The 15,578-nt window shown below is 49.0% G+C and carries 17 protein-coding genes; 8 read left to right on the top strand and 9 right to left on the bottom strand.

All coding sequences use genetic code 11. The features are described from left to right. Positions 1-122 precede the first annotated feature (122 nt). Both AC5STI_RS08905 and AC5STI_RS08910 read left to right on the top strand, forming a co-directional pair. Positions 123-1,397 (top strand): hypothetical protein, encoded by a 1,275-nt coding sequence (locus AC5STI_RS08905; protein ID WP_495446414.1) that lies wholly within the window; start codon positions 123-125, stop codon positions 1,395-1,397. A gap of 27 nt (positions 1,398-1,424) precedes the next feature. After that, a complete protein-coding gene (locus AC5STI_RS08910; protein WP_162559189.1) occupies positions 1,425-1,598 on the top strand; it encodes a hypothetical protein in 174 nt (57 codons plus the stop codon). A gap of 406 nt (positions 1,599-2,004) precedes the next feature. Here the strand turns inward: AC5STI_RS08910 and AC5STI_RS08915 are convergent, their stop codons facing one another. The 8 genes from AC5STI_RS08915 to AC5STI_RS08950 all read right to left on the bottom strand — a co-directional run bounded on the left by AC5STI_RS08915 (position 2,005) and on the right by AC5STI_RS08950 (position 7,883). After that, positions 2,005-3,198 (bottom strand): hypothetical protein, encoded by a 1,194-nt coding sequence (locus AC5STI_RS08915; RefSeq protein WP_495446415.1) that lies wholly within the window; start codon positions 3,196-3,198, stop codon positions 2,005-2,007. Beyond that, positions 3,185-4,555 carry a DUF4123 domain-containing protein gene (locus AC5STI_RS08920; RefSeq protein WP_495446416.1) on the bottom strand — a complete coding sequence of 457 codons (1,371 nt, stop codon included), beginning with the start codon at positions 4,553-4,555 and terminating at the stop codon, positions 3,185-3,187. Before AC5STI_RS08920 ends, AC5STI_RS08915 begins: the two co-directional genes overlap by 14 nt. 124 nt (positions 4,556-4,679) lie before the next feature. Then, entirely contained in the window at positions 4,680-5,258 is a 579-nt protein-coding gene (locus AC5STI_RS08925; RefSeq protein ID WP_495446417.1) for an SH3 domain-containing protein, read from the bottom strand. Between the two features lie 75 nt (positions 5,259-5,333). Next, a complete protein-coding gene (locus tag AC5STI_RS08930) occupies positions 5,334-5,549 on the bottom strand; it encodes a hypothetical protein (protein WP_495446418.1) in 216 nt (71 codons plus the stop codon). 127 nt (positions 5,550-5,676) lie between these two features. Further along, complete coding sequence (locus tag AC5STI_RS08935; RefSeq protein ID WP_495446419.1) at positions 5,677-6,000, bottom strand: H-NS histone family protein; 324 nt, start codon at positions 5,998-6,000, stop codon at positions 5,677-5,679. Positions 6,001-6,119: 119 nt separating this feature from the next. Beyond that, positions 6,120-6,299, bottom strand: coding sequence for an antirestriction protein ArdA (locus tag AC5STI_RS08940; RefSeq protein WP_495447747.1), 180 nt, complete (start codon positions 6,297-6,299; stop codon positions 6,120-6,122). Between the two features lie 81 nt (positions 6,300-6,380). Then, a protein-coding gene (locus tag AC5STI_RS08945) for an IS3 family transposase (RefSeq protein WP_495445279.1) occupies positions 6,381-7,540 on the bottom strand; the annotation gives its coding sequence in 2 pieces (ribosomal slippage) (positions 6,381-7,282 and positions 7,282-7,540; 1,161 coding nt in all). A 64-nt stretch (positions 7,541-7,604) separates the two neighbouring features. Then, on the bottom strand, positions 7,605-7,883 hold the full coding sequence (locus AC5STI_RS08950) for a hypothetical protein (protein WP_495446420.1): 279 nt from the start codon (positions 7,881-7,883) through the stop codon (positions 7,605-7,607). A gap of 741 nt (positions 7,884-8,624) precedes the next feature. Between AC5STI_RS08950 and AC5STI_RS08955 the strand changes: the two genes are divergently transcribed. From AC5STI_RS08955 to AC5STI_RS08980, 6 genes are all read left to right on the top strand, one after another. Continuing rightward, entirely contained in the window at positions 8,625-9,632 is a 1,008-nt protein-coding gene (locus tag AC5STI_RS08955; RefSeq protein ID WP_495446421.1) for a sce7726 family protein, read from the top strand. Continuing rightward, complete coding sequence (locus tag AC5STI_RS08960; protein ID WP_495446422.1) at positions 9,633-10,571, top strand: sce7725 family protein; 939 nt, start codon at positions 9,633-9,635, stop codon at positions 10,569-10,571. 9 nt (positions 10,572-10,580) lie between these two features. After that, complete coding sequence (locus AC5STI_RS08965; RefSeq protein ID WP_495446423.1) at positions 10,581-11,603, top strand: RES family NAD+ phosphorylase; 1,023 nt, start codon at positions 10,581-10,583, stop codon at positions 11,601-11,603. 412 nt (positions 11,604-12,015) lie between these two features. After that, positions 12,016-12,975, top strand: coding sequence for a hypothetical protein (locus tag AC5STI_RS08970; protein WP_495446424.1), 960 nt, complete (start codon positions 12,016-12,018; stop codon positions 12,973-12,975). 187 nt (positions 12,976-13,162) lie between these two features. Continuing rightward, positions 13,163-13,765: a KwaA family protein gene (locus AC5STI_RS08975; RefSeq protein ID WP_495447748.1), complete on the top strand. Its 603-nt coding sequence runs from the start codon at positions 13,163-13,165 to the stop codon at positions 13,763-13,765. An 8-nt stretch (positions 13,766-13,773) separates the two neighbouring features. Beyond that, positions 13,774-14,691 (top strand): Kiwa anti-phage protein KwaB-like domain-containing protein, encoded by a 918-nt coding sequence (locus tag AC5STI_RS08980; protein WP_495446425.1) that lies wholly within the window; start codon positions 13,774-13,776, stop codon positions 14,689-14,691. Between the two features lie 85 nt (positions 14,692-14,776). On the opposite strand, the gene AC5STI_RS08985 is transcribed toward AC5STI_RS08980, so the two are convergent. After that, on the bottom strand, positions 14,777-15,526 hold the full coding sequence (locus AC5STI_RS08985) for a hypothetical protein (protein WP_495446426.1): 750 nt from the start codon (positions 15,524-15,526) through the stop codon (positions 14,777-14,779). Positions 15,527-15,578 lie beyond the last annotated feature (52 nt).

Genomic DNA, 15,578 nt, shown 5'->3' on the forward strand with positions numbered 1-15,578 from the left:
CCTGTTCCCCTTGAATTAACTGTGGAAAAGAAACAGGCAGTGATTGGTTTTGCTGATGCTGATAGACTTAGCAAAAGGGAACCCTTTTGGATTCGCACCACGCGACCATAAGGACATGCCCCATGCTCCCAAAGTTCGGCTCCAAGATCACTGGCGCGCTTTGTGTTGCGGCTGTGTGTGCCAGCTTCGGCGCACCGCTTCACGCCCGAACCCTGACTAATCCCGATGTCAAAACCATGGCTCTGCTGGCCGATTTCTTGGCGGGCAATACACCCAACTTTCGTGAGCGGGCGCTGAAAAGCAAAGAGTACCGCTACGCCAACGAATTCGATAAACCAGCTATCCTCAAGCGTGTTGAGGCACAACTGCGCTCTGAATATGAGGGCTTTGCCGATGTGGATGGGATCACACTTCGTGTGAATGCCAATATCGGGCAGTATGATGCAGAAAACGGCGTGTATCGCATTTCGATCTTCGCGCCGGGCATGTATTTTCCCTATAGCAACTATGCGTTGGTCATGGACAATGCGGCAGATTTCCATGAATGGAAAATCCCTGTCGCTGAGGCGCGCAAGATCCGTGAGCAAAGCCCTTATGGGGATGTGATCGTAGAGGTCACGCTTTTGCCCTTTGGGGTGAAGCCCAACAATCAACGTCATGTCCGTGGACAAATCACAGACGTCAAAGTGTTTGAAGATCGCTCGGGGCAGCTGATCCACTCAGCAGCGATTGCCGACGATCAAAAGCGGGATGTTCAGGTGGGAGCCAATGCGGCCCCAACGCTCTTGGATGATGAGGCGGTTTCTGTTGCGGGCTTGACCATCGGTGATGACCTTGAAGACATCGCAGAGGCGCTTGAGGATCAGGGCTATACGGTACTGACCTATGATGGGGGACTGCGGTTTTCCAGCAATCCAGATCGGCTGGATACAGGGATGGGCTATTATACCTTCGATGGGTCGGAGAACCCTTACCCCTATGCGGTCCATATGGGGCCGGATCTGGATTGTTTGGATAGCAGCCAGCTTCATAGCTGCGGGGTGGTCTATGCTGATACGGAAACGGGTGCTTCGACGAGCATTGTGATGGTCCAAAACGTCACAGGCACATCCAAGCAAGATCTGGTGACAACTCTCTTTGCCAAATACGGTCCGGCCTCGGACAAGTTCAACGCCTATCTTTGGAAAAAGCATGCTGTTGATCAGTATGTGTGGGGCGCGTTTGAGGGTAATGGCGCGGTCAAGGGCCATTGGTTTACCGAGATCTCGGGGCGCAAGCACTGGCAGGTTGAGGCCTATGTGGTGGAGCCGACACCACAGCGCAAATCCGTGATTGTTCAGATCAACAAAGTTGAGGGCGACAACGCTGTGACAGGCAGCGGCGGCGTCAAGTTTTAACCCCACTGGCAGCAAAGGAGATATGCCATGTCCAATACGAATGATCCGTACAAGAACAATGGTCAGAATACCTACCAAGGATCGGTCAACCAAGGCCGTGACGAAGCACTGAAAGGGCAAAAGCCCTCAGCGCAGCAGCCCGGTGAATCCTACACCTCCTACCAGACACGGATGGGATCATACGGCTCCAACAAGTCCTAACGAGCAGTCCAAACTAAGAAAAGCGGCCTACGGGCCGCTTTTTGCATTGGGGCTACGGTCCTGCCTTGGGAATATCTTTTCTACTCTATAGACCTCAATTAGTAAGCAAGCAAAAATATACAGGCCGGAGTTAAAAACGCGACCATAGCAAGTGCGAAATTACCAACTGCAAGCTTTCCGGTGAAAAGAAAGAATATGCATGCCGCCACAATCACAATATTCAGTAGAAGATACGCGAGCACAACGGGAGTGTACTCACGTATAAATGACACTATGGGGTGAAAATCTCGTAACTCTCTTAAAGGTTCTCCAAATAGATGGCAGTACGCCAACCAAGCGGCGCAAGAAATATTTATTATAGAGAAAATATACAGCATTGAGATGCTGATTAGTGGAGAAATCTGCTTTATCTGTTCCATGATGAAAAGTTCCAATCTGCGACGGCTTGTACTTGGTTGAAAAGAAGCCCTGCCGCAGTACTTCCATTCCTAGTATAGTTGCCACTTGGCATCTCATAGCTTCCTGTTTGCAGGCTTACACCCAGATACCAATACGAATACATATCCTCGTCGCCCCCGGTGAAATATCCGGCTAAACCACGCCTTGCTGCTGCGAAGTTATCCGGGAAATTCCCTTGATGAATGCCGATCTTCGCAATAACGTACTCACCGCGATATGGAGGAATTAATTCCGTCAAGGGCTTGTTGGCGTATGGCGGCGTCATCTGCACATCAATATCAGTAATAACTTGAATATGATTTGTCGTCCCGTTATTGCTGGTATCCATTATATGGATCATGCCTGATTTTACAATATTGGCTTGGAGGGCTGCATTGTAAGATGGTGCGTTCACGCTATCGATAATAGCAACGGTGTTTGGTTGATTGTCGGGATTTAGATCTCTTGCTCCCGTCGTTCGTAGCATAACTTGGTCGAATGGCATGTGCTTACCACCATGTTCATGCTCAGAGTAGTGGTATTCCTTCGCGTCGTATAATCCTGTCCCGTTTGAGATTTTGAAGGGAAGGTTATTTTCTCTGGCAAATTGCATTGCCAAGCTAATTGCAAAATCTTCGCAAACGAATTTTCGAGTGTTACCCCTAAAGTAAACATTCGCCGTTGTTTTGGCATATGTTCGATACTCAGAAATTTTTTGAGCAGACCATGTGCCCGTGACCGCCCATGCGCCTCGTACTTTTGGCTTAATGCTAACGTCGTCAACAGGCATGTTGATATACGCGAATACTTGCATATCGAGGAATGCCCACTCCTCTCTGATTGCGAGGTTTAGCTCTTCGCCATGATTGGATAAGACGATTTTTTCAACGCTTTGCCTTCTATCGGGACCCCAAACTTCCGGCTCACGGTACAACGATACTTCCCATGATACTTTTTCTTGCCAATAGTCGCCTTGAACCTCACGGCTATATTCTTCGACTTTAAAAGTATATGTTTGACCGAGATACACCTCGTCTGGGCCACTGATCTTTGTGACATGTGTGGGGCATACGGTGCAGGTCTGCGACACAGGTTGGTTGTCCTGAGTTGCAATTTCCCCATCCGTGCGTTCTAGCTCTGCAACGGCATCATTTGGACTCATTAACAATACTCCTGTTGGAGGTATGAGACAAAAACTCTTTCACAACTGAAACCACGCGATCCGCTTTTATTTTTTGGGACAGAGAGCTGTCTGTAACAATATGCTGTATTTTGCTGGCGCAGGCAGGGTTTGAGAAAAATGCATCACCAATGAATAGATAAGAGTTCATGATGCGCTTGATATCGCGCTCACCCTCAACATTGTGTCTTTGGCACCAAGTACGAATGTCTTTCGATATCTGCGTCAGGTCTTTTAGCGAGAATTTCATCTTGGGATACTTTTGATGAAACTCGCTCGCTGTCTCGCGATCAAACTTCTCCAGCTTGTACCTCTCGAACCCTTTCATTTCTGCATCAGACAAGATGGGTTGCCCGATGCTTGCAAAGCCTTTGAGGTTGTCCCAATCGGGAGTGATGCTGAACGCGTTACCACTATCGGTTTGATCGCCGATCAGGGAGACAATGCGAGCCTTGTTGCGCATCTCAAACCACTGCACGGATTTTTCGGGAATGGTTTTAATACTACCGTAGTAGCTTGGAGCGATGCGTGGGTCCCAGAACCTAAAATACATCCACCTTCTATCGTCCTCGACTTGCATGCGAGGGAACTTGCGAAAATGCCCCCACACGTCTTCAAAGCTAGCGGGCGTGCGGATAAATAGTCCTGTGTTGTGTCCCCAATGCTTATCAAAAAAGCTCTTATGAAAGCTGGGCACCAAGTCCCCGTCTTGCCATGCCCCATCAGGCAAAGTCATATCGATCAGGTAAGGTGCAGCTTCCTTGAGCAGGTCTGCCTTTTCACCTTTGAACAGACATCGCATCGGCACGTCGATCAAGTCGCTTTCAAGGTCAAAAACACCAGTAATAGTCTTGCGTAATGCCGCATCAACGATGAGATAGGTTCGAAGCTTTGCTCCGTCTTCAGGCTGGCCGAACAACAGCTCTTTCAGCTCTAGGGCGATCCACTCTTTTGTCCCAAAGGGTATCGGCGTTTGGTTCTGCTGTGGGGGGATCTCATGTTGTGTAATCGTGAGGTATGCAGGGAGTGGTGTAGGCCTTCTGCCTTCCTCGATGTCCGTGACCGTCCCCAGTATCACGGCGTGACCTGCATGAACGGCTCGCGCCAGCTCCATAACGGCTTGATTATGGCCACCGCGTTGCAACCATTGGCTCATAGGGTGCACATCTTCGGCCCAAAGCAGGCTTTGTGTGTGCGGTTTTAGGTGTTGGTGTAGGGCAATATCAAAGCCCTCGCGGGTGTTGGTCCAAACCGCCGCATAACACTGATAGTCTCGCCGATCCGGACTTTGTCCGTCTCGGATATGGCATTTGCCAACCCATGCTTCAAAATCAGACATGCAAACCCTTTACAAAAACGAATGGGCGCAAACTATGCCCGCCCGGAAGGCAATACAAGTATAGCTTGCGCGCGGAGCGACCCTCTCAATCCGTGATGCTTGCATAAGTACTTGCTGAGTGACGCTATTCGCACCCAATCCCGTCTTTATCGCGATCAAGGCGGTAGACATCGCGCCCAATCACGCGAACTGGGCCGCGCACGTAGGCGGGGCCATTGCCTGAACCACCTGCACAATCCACATCACTGGCGATGGGGACACACGCCCCTGAATAGCTCGGGTGACAGCGCCTTTGTTGCGGGGCTTTTTTCACTGGTGGTGGCGGAGGCGGCGGTGATGGTGCCCTGGGGCGGGTAGGCGATAGATACTTGCCGAACATCCAACCGCGTCCGTCACGGAAGCTGATCTCAACCCAGCCGTTTCGTCGGGAGATCTCCCGAGCTTCATCCGAGCGTTTAAGCTGGGTGACGCGTGCGTAAGATGTGCCGGGCCCGCTGCGCACATTGACGACATTGCCCGTGACATAGAGCCTGATTTTAGCGGGCTGTGAAGCAGAGGTGGAGGGCGTGGGATCACTCACGGGAGAGGTGGCGTTGGAGCGATCAGAGGAACTGGAAGAGCGCTTGGGCGGATCGTCAGGCGCAAATGATGATCCTACCCATATCACGAACAGAAACAGCCCAATCCAATGCCAGAGCTTCATTCGTTCTTCTCAACTGTATGGGATAGGATCGCGGTGTGATCGCCCAGTTAGAATTACCGGGCGATCACCATAGGCTCAGGACGTGTGGCAGGCGTTGGCGCAGTAATAGCAGCCATTGGCATTATACCCCATACGCTTGGCAGCAGCGACTGCACCATGACAATCAGAATGCAATCCAAGGTCAACACGGTTCCAAGTCTCGGCAGGTGTCGGGCAGTCCTGTCCGTCTGTGCGGTGGACTTCGTTGTCACCATTGGCTTGGGTGTTTTTGTTCACGTAGAAGTTCGGCATTTTACTCTCCAATAACTCAACAATCGATATGAGCCACTCTCGCTTCAAGCGCATGGGGAGTCCAGAAAAATCCCGCCAGTTGCATACTGACGGGATGCTCCGGCGAACAGCCTTGCCAATCCGGATATTAGATTTCGAGATCTTCGATTGATTTGCCAGCTTCGAGCGCTTCGTGAACCCATGCAGGCTTACGACCTCTGCCAGACCACGTTTGGGAGAGGTCGGCGGGGTTGGCGTATTTAGCTGGGGCCTTGCCAGTGGCTTTACGCCCCTTGCCACCGTGCAGTGCGATGACCTCATCGAAAGACACACCGTGTTTTTCGGCAACGGCAAGCATTTCAGCATAAGCATTATGCTTGGCCTGTTTTACGACTTCTGCTTTGCGAGCTTCAATGTCTTTAGCCAGAGCTTCAAGCTCTGACGCGCTCATTCCGGTTAGATCTATTCCCATTTGGTCCTCACATTTTAAGATTGATTGGCTCAAAGCAGATAGTGAGTTTCAAAGCAAGTGCTGAGGTTAAATCCATTATATTCGTGCTCCCTCATTGGAGGAGAGGGAGTATCGGGCGATTAAGCCGCCCGATAGATAAGATGCTCTCCAGCAATGAGGGTTTCTGTGTAATCCATGGCGAGATCACGGGCGATAGCCTCCATATCAATGTAGCCTGCAAGATGAGAGGGGATCTCTCCAAATAATCCCTCATCAACAAACTGTTGTGCGAGGTCGTTCATGGTCTCGATGTGGTAGATGTCTACATCAAAATCTGCGGGTGATACGGTCTCAGGGTCAAATTGATACCCGACCTGACCTGCCCCCCGCTGGTCCCTCGCTCATGAGGAGAGTCTGCGGGTTTGATTTTGGTAGTCGTCGGTTTCGGGCTTGGCAAGCGCGGCGGGCGCGGAACCCTCAAATAGCTCAAGCGCCTGCCGCGCTTGCTTTGGCGTTCTGTTCCCCAGCGAAGAGTGGGGCCTGACGTTGTTGTAATCGTAGCGCCACAGCGCCAGCTTGCGGCGGGCATCGTCCAGGGTATCGAACAGCTCTTCATTGAGAAGCTCGTCCCGCAGGCTGCCGTTGAACGACTCGATGAAGGCATTCTGCTGCGGTTTTCCGGGGTCGATGTAATGCCAATCCACGCCGTTCCTGTCGGCCCATTTCAGGATTGCCCGGCTGGTGAATTCCGTGCCGTTGTCGCTGACAATGCAAGCGGGTTTCCCGTAGATCCGGACGAGCGCGTCCAGCTCCCGGGCAACGCGCTCTCCTGAAATGCTGGTGTCCGCGGCCAGGCACAGGTTTTCCCGGCAGCAGTCATCATTCACGGCCAGGATGCGGAATTTCCGCGACGCGCCGAAGCTATCCGCCAGGAAGTCCAGGGACCAGCGCTGGTTGGGCTGCGTGGCTTCAGGCATCGGCGTTCGCGAGCCCCGGGCACGCTTGCGGCCCCGCCGCCTCCTTACCGCAAGGCCTTCTTCGCGGTAGAGCCGGTAGAGTTTCTTGTGGTTCATGATCATGCCTTTGCGCTCAAGCAGCACGCCGATCCGCCGGTAGCCGAACCGGCGGCGTTTGCCAGCGATCTCTTTCATCTCCTGGCGGATCTCGGGATGGTCGGGCGGGCGTTCGCGCCGGACCGTCTTGGGGTCGACACCGACAAGCCGGCAGGCCCTGCGCTGCGAGATGCCGTGATCCCGCATCGCAGTGAGCGCTGCCTCTCGCCGCTCTTTCGGTGTCGTCAGCTTTTTCCCAGCAGGTCTTTCAAAACCACGTTGTCGAGCATCGTGTCTGCCAGCAGCCGCTTCAGCTTGGCATTCTCATCTTCCAGCGCCTTCAGCCGCGCGGCCTCCGTAACCTCCATGCCGCCATATTTGGACTTCAGCTTGTAAAAGGTCGCCGGGCTCAGGCCGTGCCGTCGGCACACCTCTGCTGTCGGCATCCCGGCTTCCTGCTCTTTGATCATCCCAATGATTTGCGCCTCGGTGAAACGGCTCTTACGCATTCGTCTGCTCCTACATAGGTTGGGCAGACTCTACTTCATGGTGAGGGATTTTGCGGGGGGCAGGTCAGACCTCACCAACGGCAATGATAAAGATTTGTTTTTCGTAGAGGTCCCAATCATCTGCTGCGCGGAAATAGCTGCTGATGCTGTTTTGATAGAGGCCCCACGCCTCAGCCAAGGCACAATCAATCTCATCCCCATCAATGAACTGGATCTCGTATTCTTCGACGGGATCACCGTAGATGTTCCGGTTAGCTTGAGCCTTGGCTGTGTATTCTTCAATGCTTTCAAAGTAAAAGCCATTGGCGTTCATGTCGTAGGGTTGTGTGAATAGCTGCGGCATGGGTCTGTCTCCTCTCGTATATGACGGGTTGCGCATGCAACCGTCTGGCTTCCGCCGAGGAGCGGGGGTGCAAAGATCAAAGGTGCCTCAAGCAGGACCGGAGCCACGCGCAGCTGCAATGCAATGAAGCGAGCATGGGGAGGTCCCACCGTTTGATCTGCGCGGGGGCGGCAGCCCTAGACCGTTATCCAGTGGGCGGAACCACTGGTCCAAAGGGGTATTGGGGGCATGGATTATGCCCCTGATTGCGGATCAATCATGCAAAATGATTGTGCATGGTTCGGTGCAGGTGGAGAGGCATATCTCCAAGACCTGCGAGAGGGATCCAAGGGGCAGCGATAGCCCCGTGGTCGGGTCCAGCTTCGATCAAGCTGGCGGTATTCAATCGGCGTACGGTTGACCTATGGGGTGTTGGGGAGAGAGGCATCTCCCCGACGAGAGATCAAACGGCGATATGTTTGCATGGTCTTGCGATGGGTCAATCCCAACTCATGACCATCCGCATAGGGGGATGCAACGGGGGCGCGCAGCGGACCCCCTTGCCAAGATTGTGTGGTACTACCACACACATCTTGCAGTACCTCTTAGTACTGTAAGGTGCCCGAAGGGGTCGCAGCGTAAACGGGTCACTGACCCACATCTTGCCGTGCCTCTTAGTACTGTAAGGTGCCCGCAAGGATCGCAGCGTATGATGTCATCTCAGCAACGGAATAGCGCTTTAGGGGGATAGCATGCGACTGAATGCTGTCGCTCGACTGCAAGCAAATAGGCTGTGAACTACTGGATAAAATCATGCAGTATCCCTTCCATTCTAGCACGATTCAGTTACAATCGTCAGGAGCGGAAAAATATACCATGCAATCAGATCAAAACATACAAGCTGCTGCCGTAAGCAGATTTTTTTCTTCGTCCCTTATCAGAGACTTAGCTAAACAAGGCAAATCACCTTTGCTTGCTCGGCTTGTGGCGGAGTCTGGACTAGATGTATCGTTGAACCCGGAAGATACGATTGCTACGGTTTTCGAACGGGCATTCCACTACTTAAAACAAAAGGGCTTTCGTCACGAATATGCGTACAAGGCTGCACTCACACACAAAGTCTTGCTTGGGACCCACTCACTGAGAACCGCTTCTATGTTAACTGAGTTTAGGGTGGGAGACTGTAAAGCTGACGTAGTTATTCTGAACGGAACCGGCAGTGTTTACGAAATTAAGTCTGAGCGAGACACTCTAAGTCGACTGGAAAAACAGATTTCAGCTTACCGCACGGTTTTTGCCAAAGTGAATGTAATAGTTGGAGACAACCACGTCGATGAGGTTCTCAAGCGGCTCCCCAGCGATGTTGGTATTATGACTCTAGGAAAAAGATATAAAATCAGCACCTTACGAGATGCAATTGACGACCCATGTCGAACAAGTTCTGCCGCCATTTTTTCATCGATCACTTCGAAAGAAGCCGAAATTATTATGGCGTCATTGGGCCTCGATATTCCAGTTGTTCCAAACACACAGAGGTTTACCGCTTACAAAGAAGTGTTTGAGACCATACCATCTGATGTAGCGCATCAAGAAATGGTTAAGGCCTTGAAAAAGACCAGAAAGCTAACTGATCTAGAACCCTACATTGAAAACCTTCCAGCGGCATTGCAGGCTGTGGCATTAAGTTCAAAACTTAACACTAAACAATTAACTAAACTCACCGAGACGCTGAGCACTCCCGTTGAGGTAGCAAAGAAGTGGGCGCAATAAATGTATTATCCTTACTTTAGGGGAAAGCAGTATGAACTCATCGCAATTCGTGAATGTGCGAGTATATTTGGCTCGTCAAACTTCATTCCGATTATTGAGCCTGTTAGAGAACAGCTTAGCGGATTAAGCAAGGCCATCGATGCGGTGATTGAAAACAATGCAAACTGCATTGTAATTGCGAACCCTAGCGTTGGCGACTTTGAAGAAGACAACTCATCGCTTTTGCAACTGATCGCGACTAAGCACGAAGAAGACAAAACGTTTACAGTAGGAATTGCTCTAAATGAAGAGACTTCTTTCACCTATGCCAAGTCCTTATACGAAAATCTTCAAGAATATGACATAGCGTTTATCCACAACGGGTTTTCTGAAGCAAAAGCTTTGTCAGCCTACCTCGATGGGAAAAAAAATTCCACGCACATCTTCGCAGATGGAAAAGCTGGAAAACTATATCAGAAAAATTTCAGTACAGCAGAAAACAAAATTCTATTGAAAGATAGCTTTCAGAAAAGAAGAAACGCCGACCACCCTGACTTTGAGGTGTTTTCTGATTTGCATGTTACCTACGACTTGGAGGGAGCGACGGGATTTTCTGATTTCTTGATGGTCGGAAGCGACTATCAAGAGAGTGGCGGACCAGCTTACACGGTAGCCCTACACCTTACGTTTATTGATCCCGACGATGATGACATCATGTACATCAGTCACTTTAAATCAATCAAGCAAGATACCCCAACTGACCCTGCTGGTAAATTTTCTGAAGCCTTATCTAAACTAATTAATCATTTAGCATCTACCGATAACAAATTTTATGAGACTGACTCTATCAAAGAGTTTCGAGAATTACACGCGAAGGGTCACTTTCCTGGCTTAGGGTATGTGAAAAAACTCGCAATGAAACATCATATCGAAACCTTTTCAGAGTACTTCAACTCGTAGAGAACAAGCATGATTGTTTGCCCCAATTGTTTTGATGATATCGGATTGCGAAACGAAATAATCCCTCAATTTTCTTCTGAAAAAGGAACATGTCCAACTTGCGAGACTCTAGATCAGCATCTTATAGCAGCGGATAAGTTGTCCAACTATTTTGAAGTCTTAATTGGTATATACGTTCAGAGCGAAGATGGATCGCCGTTGTCTCAGCTCTTGAACGACGATTGGGGGATTTTTAATCAGACAAAGATCAGTGCCCCTCACGCCAAAGAAATTCTTGCTGAAATCTTAAACGATGGTGAAATTGTCAGGAAAAAATTCTCCATTTCGGCAAGATGTAACTCCGAAAGTGCCGAAAGATGGGAGCAGTTGAAACTAGAACTGATGCATCAGAATCGCTTTTTCCCGGTAACAGATTTCAGAAAAGACTGGCTAGAGAAAATTCTTCGCTACCTAGTTGTCAAGTCAGACGAGTTGCCACATGATTGGTTTCGCGCCAGGATTGAAACCAATGGCACACCGTTTCCCGCCGCAGAGATGGGCGCTCCACCTCCCAAAAAGGCCTCTCATGGGAGAGCAAATCCAGCCGGAATTCCATATCTTTATTTGGCTTCAGAAACTGAAACCGCTGCGGCCGAAGTTCGCCCGCACCCAGGGGAACGCGTGTGTGTAGGTAGGTTTCACACTAACGAGAATCTTGACTTTATCGACCTTCGAAATCCAAGATCTTCGATCTCCCCTTTTATCCTCGATGAAGAAGGGGATTTAGAGTTGTTAAGAGGCCAAACTGATTTGCTCAAAATACTAGGTGAAGAGCTTTCCACTCCTGTAGTTCCAATGGATGTTGCCTTTAACTATATTCCAACTCAGTATCTCTGTGAACTTATCAAGAAATTTGGGTACGACGGTGTGATCTACAATAGCTCCATGGGTAGCGGTATTAACTTGGCTATATTTGACCCACAAAGAGCGGATATTGATAGTGTTCATGAAATCGACATTAAGGGAATAACTTTAGACATGTCTGTCGCCTGACAAATTTAATCGCAAGCGGAGCGCTCAAATAAAAGACATGTGGCAGATTGAGATTTCAAAAGCATAAGTTTGAATTCATCTTTTCGAATGATAGTTGGAGAATATTCGCCATTTATTCAATTCCCTTTCTGGAAGGCAAAGTCAACCGAAGACATACGCCGGAAGCAAGTCAACGCGCGAGACTTTTGAAAATCAACAGAGGGTTTTTGATGAGTTCATGGATTCTGTGCTCCCTAAGCCTGAAGTGCCTTTAAAACTAATACTAAAGAATATTTCTCGCTATAAGTCTTTTTAGCTTCTCAATATTTAGTCTGGTGATATTTACCTCACGGCAATGTGGGGGGTGATCTTGGCGGTCGTCCAGTGAATCTATATTCCTTCTAAGCAATGGAACCAGCACAAGTGATCGAGTATGAGTCAAATCAATCGGACTGTGATCGAAGTCATCACTGGTGATGCATTCTATGCTGGTGTCACTCGCAGTGGTGCGCAGCACATCATTCAGATCAGTGAAGGTTTGGTCGAACGCATTGAGGCCCTCTGGGCTGACGCCTTGCACGATGAATCCTTTACCGCAGGTATCGGTGTTCCGTTTTCGGTTGAGCCTGAGCAGATGGCCTACAACTCTCTCGTTTGGCTCTTCTTGCATGAATTTCAACATATTGAACTGAACCACTTCGACTTGCTCGGTGATTTTCAAATCTCAGAAACCCCGAACACACCTGTCTTTGGGATTGCCAGACGTGCAGATCGCCAGCTTGGTCCTATGCTCAGATTACCTGCAGATATGCGGGCTGCGACGCCGCAATGTCTTGAGTTGCAAGCTGATCATGATGCGGCGGATCTGTTGCTTGAGGCTTACTCAACAGAGGGTTGGGAGGATCTGCGATGCAAGATCACGGCAATTTCGGGGATGATGATGCTCATTGAGCGTGCGGATGCCCAGTACAACGAGGCAAGCTTGACGCATCCAAAAGCTGCAACACGTATCTTTCAGCTATTGGGACATATCACAGAGATGCCTTTGATCCGCGCGCAAGTGAAGGCCAAGCGGGCTGGAGCGAAAGCCGTTGATCCTGATGACATCCCATCAGCCGATGAGATTCAAGCCTTTGGGCGTGCGGTGACGTTGCCTTGCTTCTTTGATGCAGTGAATCTCGCACGCGTGGTTGAGGCAGATACGATCCGGGCCGATCTGGGTGATCCGGCTGATTTCTTTCAAGATATCGCCACTGCCAAGCTCGCTGCCTCTGATCAATTATCTCGGCTTAAAACCTCTGGGGCTAGGGAGTGGGGTAAATTATTCTCTGTTAATGATGTAGTCAAGGTGCTGTCAAACCTTGCGCGAACTAGCAGTGACCCCTTAAAGTAGACAGTAGTATATGTAATTGGCGCTGCTTCTCTTGCAGCTTGTCATTCTAATTCACACCCCCAAATGGGCAGGCGAAAATTAATTATGACGTCGGTAGTAAAGGTCGTTTGAGTTTAGCATGTTTGATTTAAGCGTTGCGGCGTGGGCAAATTGCTGGTAATTTATACTTTTGGGGACATGTGTGGCGATGAAGCTTAGAGTTTGGACTGCAATTACAATTTTCCTGGGTTCATACCTGCCTCTTTCGGTTATTTTGCTCGCGCAAGATTTTGACTATTCTTATTTTGCGAATGGGTTTTGTTTTAATTTCTTTGATGCAAACACACAATGCAAAGTGCCATTTAAGAATCCCCGCGCATCAATTTCAATTTTTATTATTTGTCTGTTGTGCCTGTTGGTGACAATATCCACTTTGCAGGTTGTTAAGATGAATACCACATCAATTATCCTTTCCACCAAGCATATACCTGCTGAGCTCATGAACTACACCCTTCCGTATGTGGTTTCTTTTATGGGCATGGGGGCGAAATTTGGGGAACCCACACCTGATAAGCTCATTGGGATCTCGATATTTATGATTTGGATTTTTTGGATAACCTATAAGTCCGGTCAAATTATCCTGAATCCTGTACTAGTAGCGTTCGGCTGGAGACTTCATGAGGTCGAATATAGATTTGAAGGCAGCTCATCGAAATTAACAACTGTCGCTCTAATAAAGGGAGAGGTTGAGCTTGGGAGCAGAATAAAGCACAACTGGATTGAAGACGTTATGATTTCCAGGCAAGGATAGGGTATTAAATGACAACAGTAGAAGATCTTAAGAGCTTCGATCTAGAGGCCGCAAGCACAAAATTATGGACTTTTAAAAAACAGAGTCCGAAGGGGCAACCACCTAAGTTTAATGGGCATTGGGTTGACACTACAATCGCCATGGACGCAGAGCTGAAGAGTATTGCCCAACGTCAAATTGAAGATATTGTTGAGGAGATCGAGTATGGTTTGCTTTCTGAGAATAATGAACAGAGTGTTCTTACGATAAACGAAGATGAGACACACGTTGGATTAATCAAAGATCAATTCGAAAACGATCTCCCCAATAGAAAGGTGCGAGACGTAAAGACAATATTCAATTGCATATTTTATGTCGCTAAGTTTTCATCTGATGACAGAGTCCTGTATGCAGTTAGAAAAACTGACAGCACTTGGAAATCGCGCACAGCGTCTAGCGTCATAACGGCACTTTTCACAGACACGCAACTTGAGCTTATCGACGACGAGAGCTTCAGGATTCAAAAGACATTTGATTTCTTTGGAGTGAATGATAAGATTGCGGTTCGAAATAAGATGAACTTTGAGTCCATTCTTAATTACAAAGCAGCTCATGAAGAGGATTATGCGCAGATGATTCAAGAGGATGAATTCGTCGAAGTCTTTGAAAGCTTACAACCATTAACTAGCTTTATCGGTAATAATAAAATTCAACTACGCCGCATGTCAGCTATTCGCCAAAAATCCTTTTATGCGAATGCTGAATTTATGAATAATCTGCGAGAGAAGCATCAGCAATATGGATTGAATATCATATTCAATGATGAAGGAAAAATAGTTCCAACTGAAGAAACTTGCCGTGATATTGTAGCCGCACTGCTAGATCATCGTTTGAGCTCAGCTTTTTCTGGTAATATATACGACGTTCCCGACGCAACTGTTGTATAAATTCCGTGGCGACTTTTAGCTTTTTAAGTTTCTCGAGGGGCGTCTATGTAATATGAAAATTCGGATGCGATCATGTGCGTGAATATTACGTAATGATCAGTGTCTTGGTTTGGTAAACTGTGAGCGGGTGTTCTTCGGCGTAAGTGATGAGACTTAATTGATCCCGCAGAGGTTTAGGCCCAAAGCAGAGCACAAAAACAAAGCGATGCTCACCTGTATCGTCATATTCTGCTAATGGTATGACCACGCCATCCCCATCACAGGGTAGAAGGTTAAGGCCTTCGGGAATGCGGACTCGCAGGTCATGCTCATTCTGACCTAAAGGCAGCGGATGCCATTTGCCTTGATAACCCTCAAAGGCCAGAACATAGGCCGGAGCAGATGATTGAAGCTCAAATAGAAACTCTTGCCCGATGCGGAATGTTGGAATGCCATCGGCGGGTGGGTCACGCCGCGCAAGACCAAATTCTGCGGCAGGCTTAGCACTCACGCCACCTTCGACAGTGTGTTTGGTGAGGAAGGTCTCCCAGTTTGAGACACGACGATATTGAAACAGGTACGGGGTGATCTGCTGAGCGAGATCGAAATGCTCTTTGGCCAGCCATTCATGGATGAGCATGGCGCGCTCTTTTGCAATGCGGCCCCGCCGAAAATTTCGGAGCGCATCTTCTGCATGGCTCATTGGGGCGTTTTGAGCCTGTTCGAGAAGCGTTTCAAACTGGATGCCGCTTTGTCGCGATACCTCTCGTAAAATCTGATAGAGGGCCTTGGTCGGCTCTTCTCGGTCCCTCACTGATGTGTTTAGCCAATCGAACTCTGACGCATCGCCCATCATGCACCCTGATCCCATTACCCGGTTTTGCACTGGTACTACCCTTAGCAGCTAA

This window comes from Leisingera sp. CC-HEC096, from assembly GCF_059429235.1.

What these genes read in the sequence shown, in the direction of transcription:
- AC5STI_RS08905 (WP_495446414.1), top strand. Translation starts at nt 123, where the DNA reads ATGCTCCCAAAGTTCGGCTCCAAGATCACTGGCGCGCTTTGTGTTGCG.
- AC5STI_RS08910 (WP_162559189.1), top strand. Translation starts at nt 1,425, where the DNA reads ATGTCCAATACGAATGATCCGTACAAGAACAATGGTCAGAATACCTAC.
- AC5STI_RS08915 (WP_495446415.1), bottom strand. Translation starts at nt 3,198, where the DNA reads ATGAGTCCAAATGATGCCGTTGCAGAGCTAGAACGCACGGATGGGGAA.
- AC5STI_RS08920 (WP_495446416.1), bottom strand. Translation starts at nt 4,555, where the DNA reads ATGTCTGATTTTGAAGCATGGGTTGGCAAATGCCATATCCGAGACGGA.
- AC5STI_RS08925 (WP_495446417.1), bottom strand. Translation starts at nt 5,258, where the DNA reads ATGAAGCTCTGGCATTGGATTGGGCTGTTTCTGTTCGTGATATGGGTA.
- AC5STI_RS08930 (WP_495446418.1), bottom strand. Translation starts at nt 5,549, where the DNA reads ATGCCGAACTTCTACGTGAACAAAAACACCCAAGCCAATGGTGACAAC.
- AC5STI_RS08935 (WP_495446419.1), bottom strand. Translation starts at nt 6,000, where the DNA reads ATGGGAATAGATCTAACCGGAATGAGCGCGTCAGAGCTTGAAGCTCTG.
- AC5STI_RS08950 (WP_495446420.1), bottom strand. Translation starts at nt 7,883, where the DNA reads ATGCCGCAGCTATTCACACAACCCTACGACATGAACGCCAATGGCTTT.
- AC5STI_RS08955 (WP_495446421.1), top strand. Translation starts at nt 8,625, where the DNA reads ATGCTGTCGCTCGACTGCAAGCAAATAGGCTGTGAACTACTGGATAAA.
- AC5STI_RS08960 (WP_495446422.1), top strand. Translation starts at nt 9,633, where the DNA reads ATGTATTATCCTTACTTTAGGGGAAAGCAGTATGAACTCATCGCAATT.
- AC5STI_RS08965 (WP_495446423.1), top strand. Translation starts at nt 10,581, where the DNA reads ATGATTGTTTGCCCCAATTGTTTTGATGATATCGGATTGCGAAACGAA.
- AC5STI_RS08970 (WP_495446424.1), top strand. Translation starts at nt 12,016, where the DNA reads ATGAGTCAAATCAATCGGACTGTGATCGAAGTCATCACTGGTGATGCA.
- AC5STI_RS08975 (WP_495447748.1), top strand. Translation starts at nt 13,163, where the DNA reads ATGAAGCTTAGAGTTTGGACTGCAATTACAATTTTCCTGGGTTCATAC.
- AC5STI_RS08980 (WP_495446425.1), top strand. Translation starts at nt 13,774, where the DNA reads ATGACAACAGTAGAAGATCTTAAGAGCTTCGATCTAGAGGCCGCAAGC.
- AC5STI_RS08985 (WP_495446426.1), bottom strand. Translation starts at nt 15,526, where the DNA reads ATGATGGGCGATGCGTCAGAGTTCGATTGGCTAAACACATCAGTGAGG.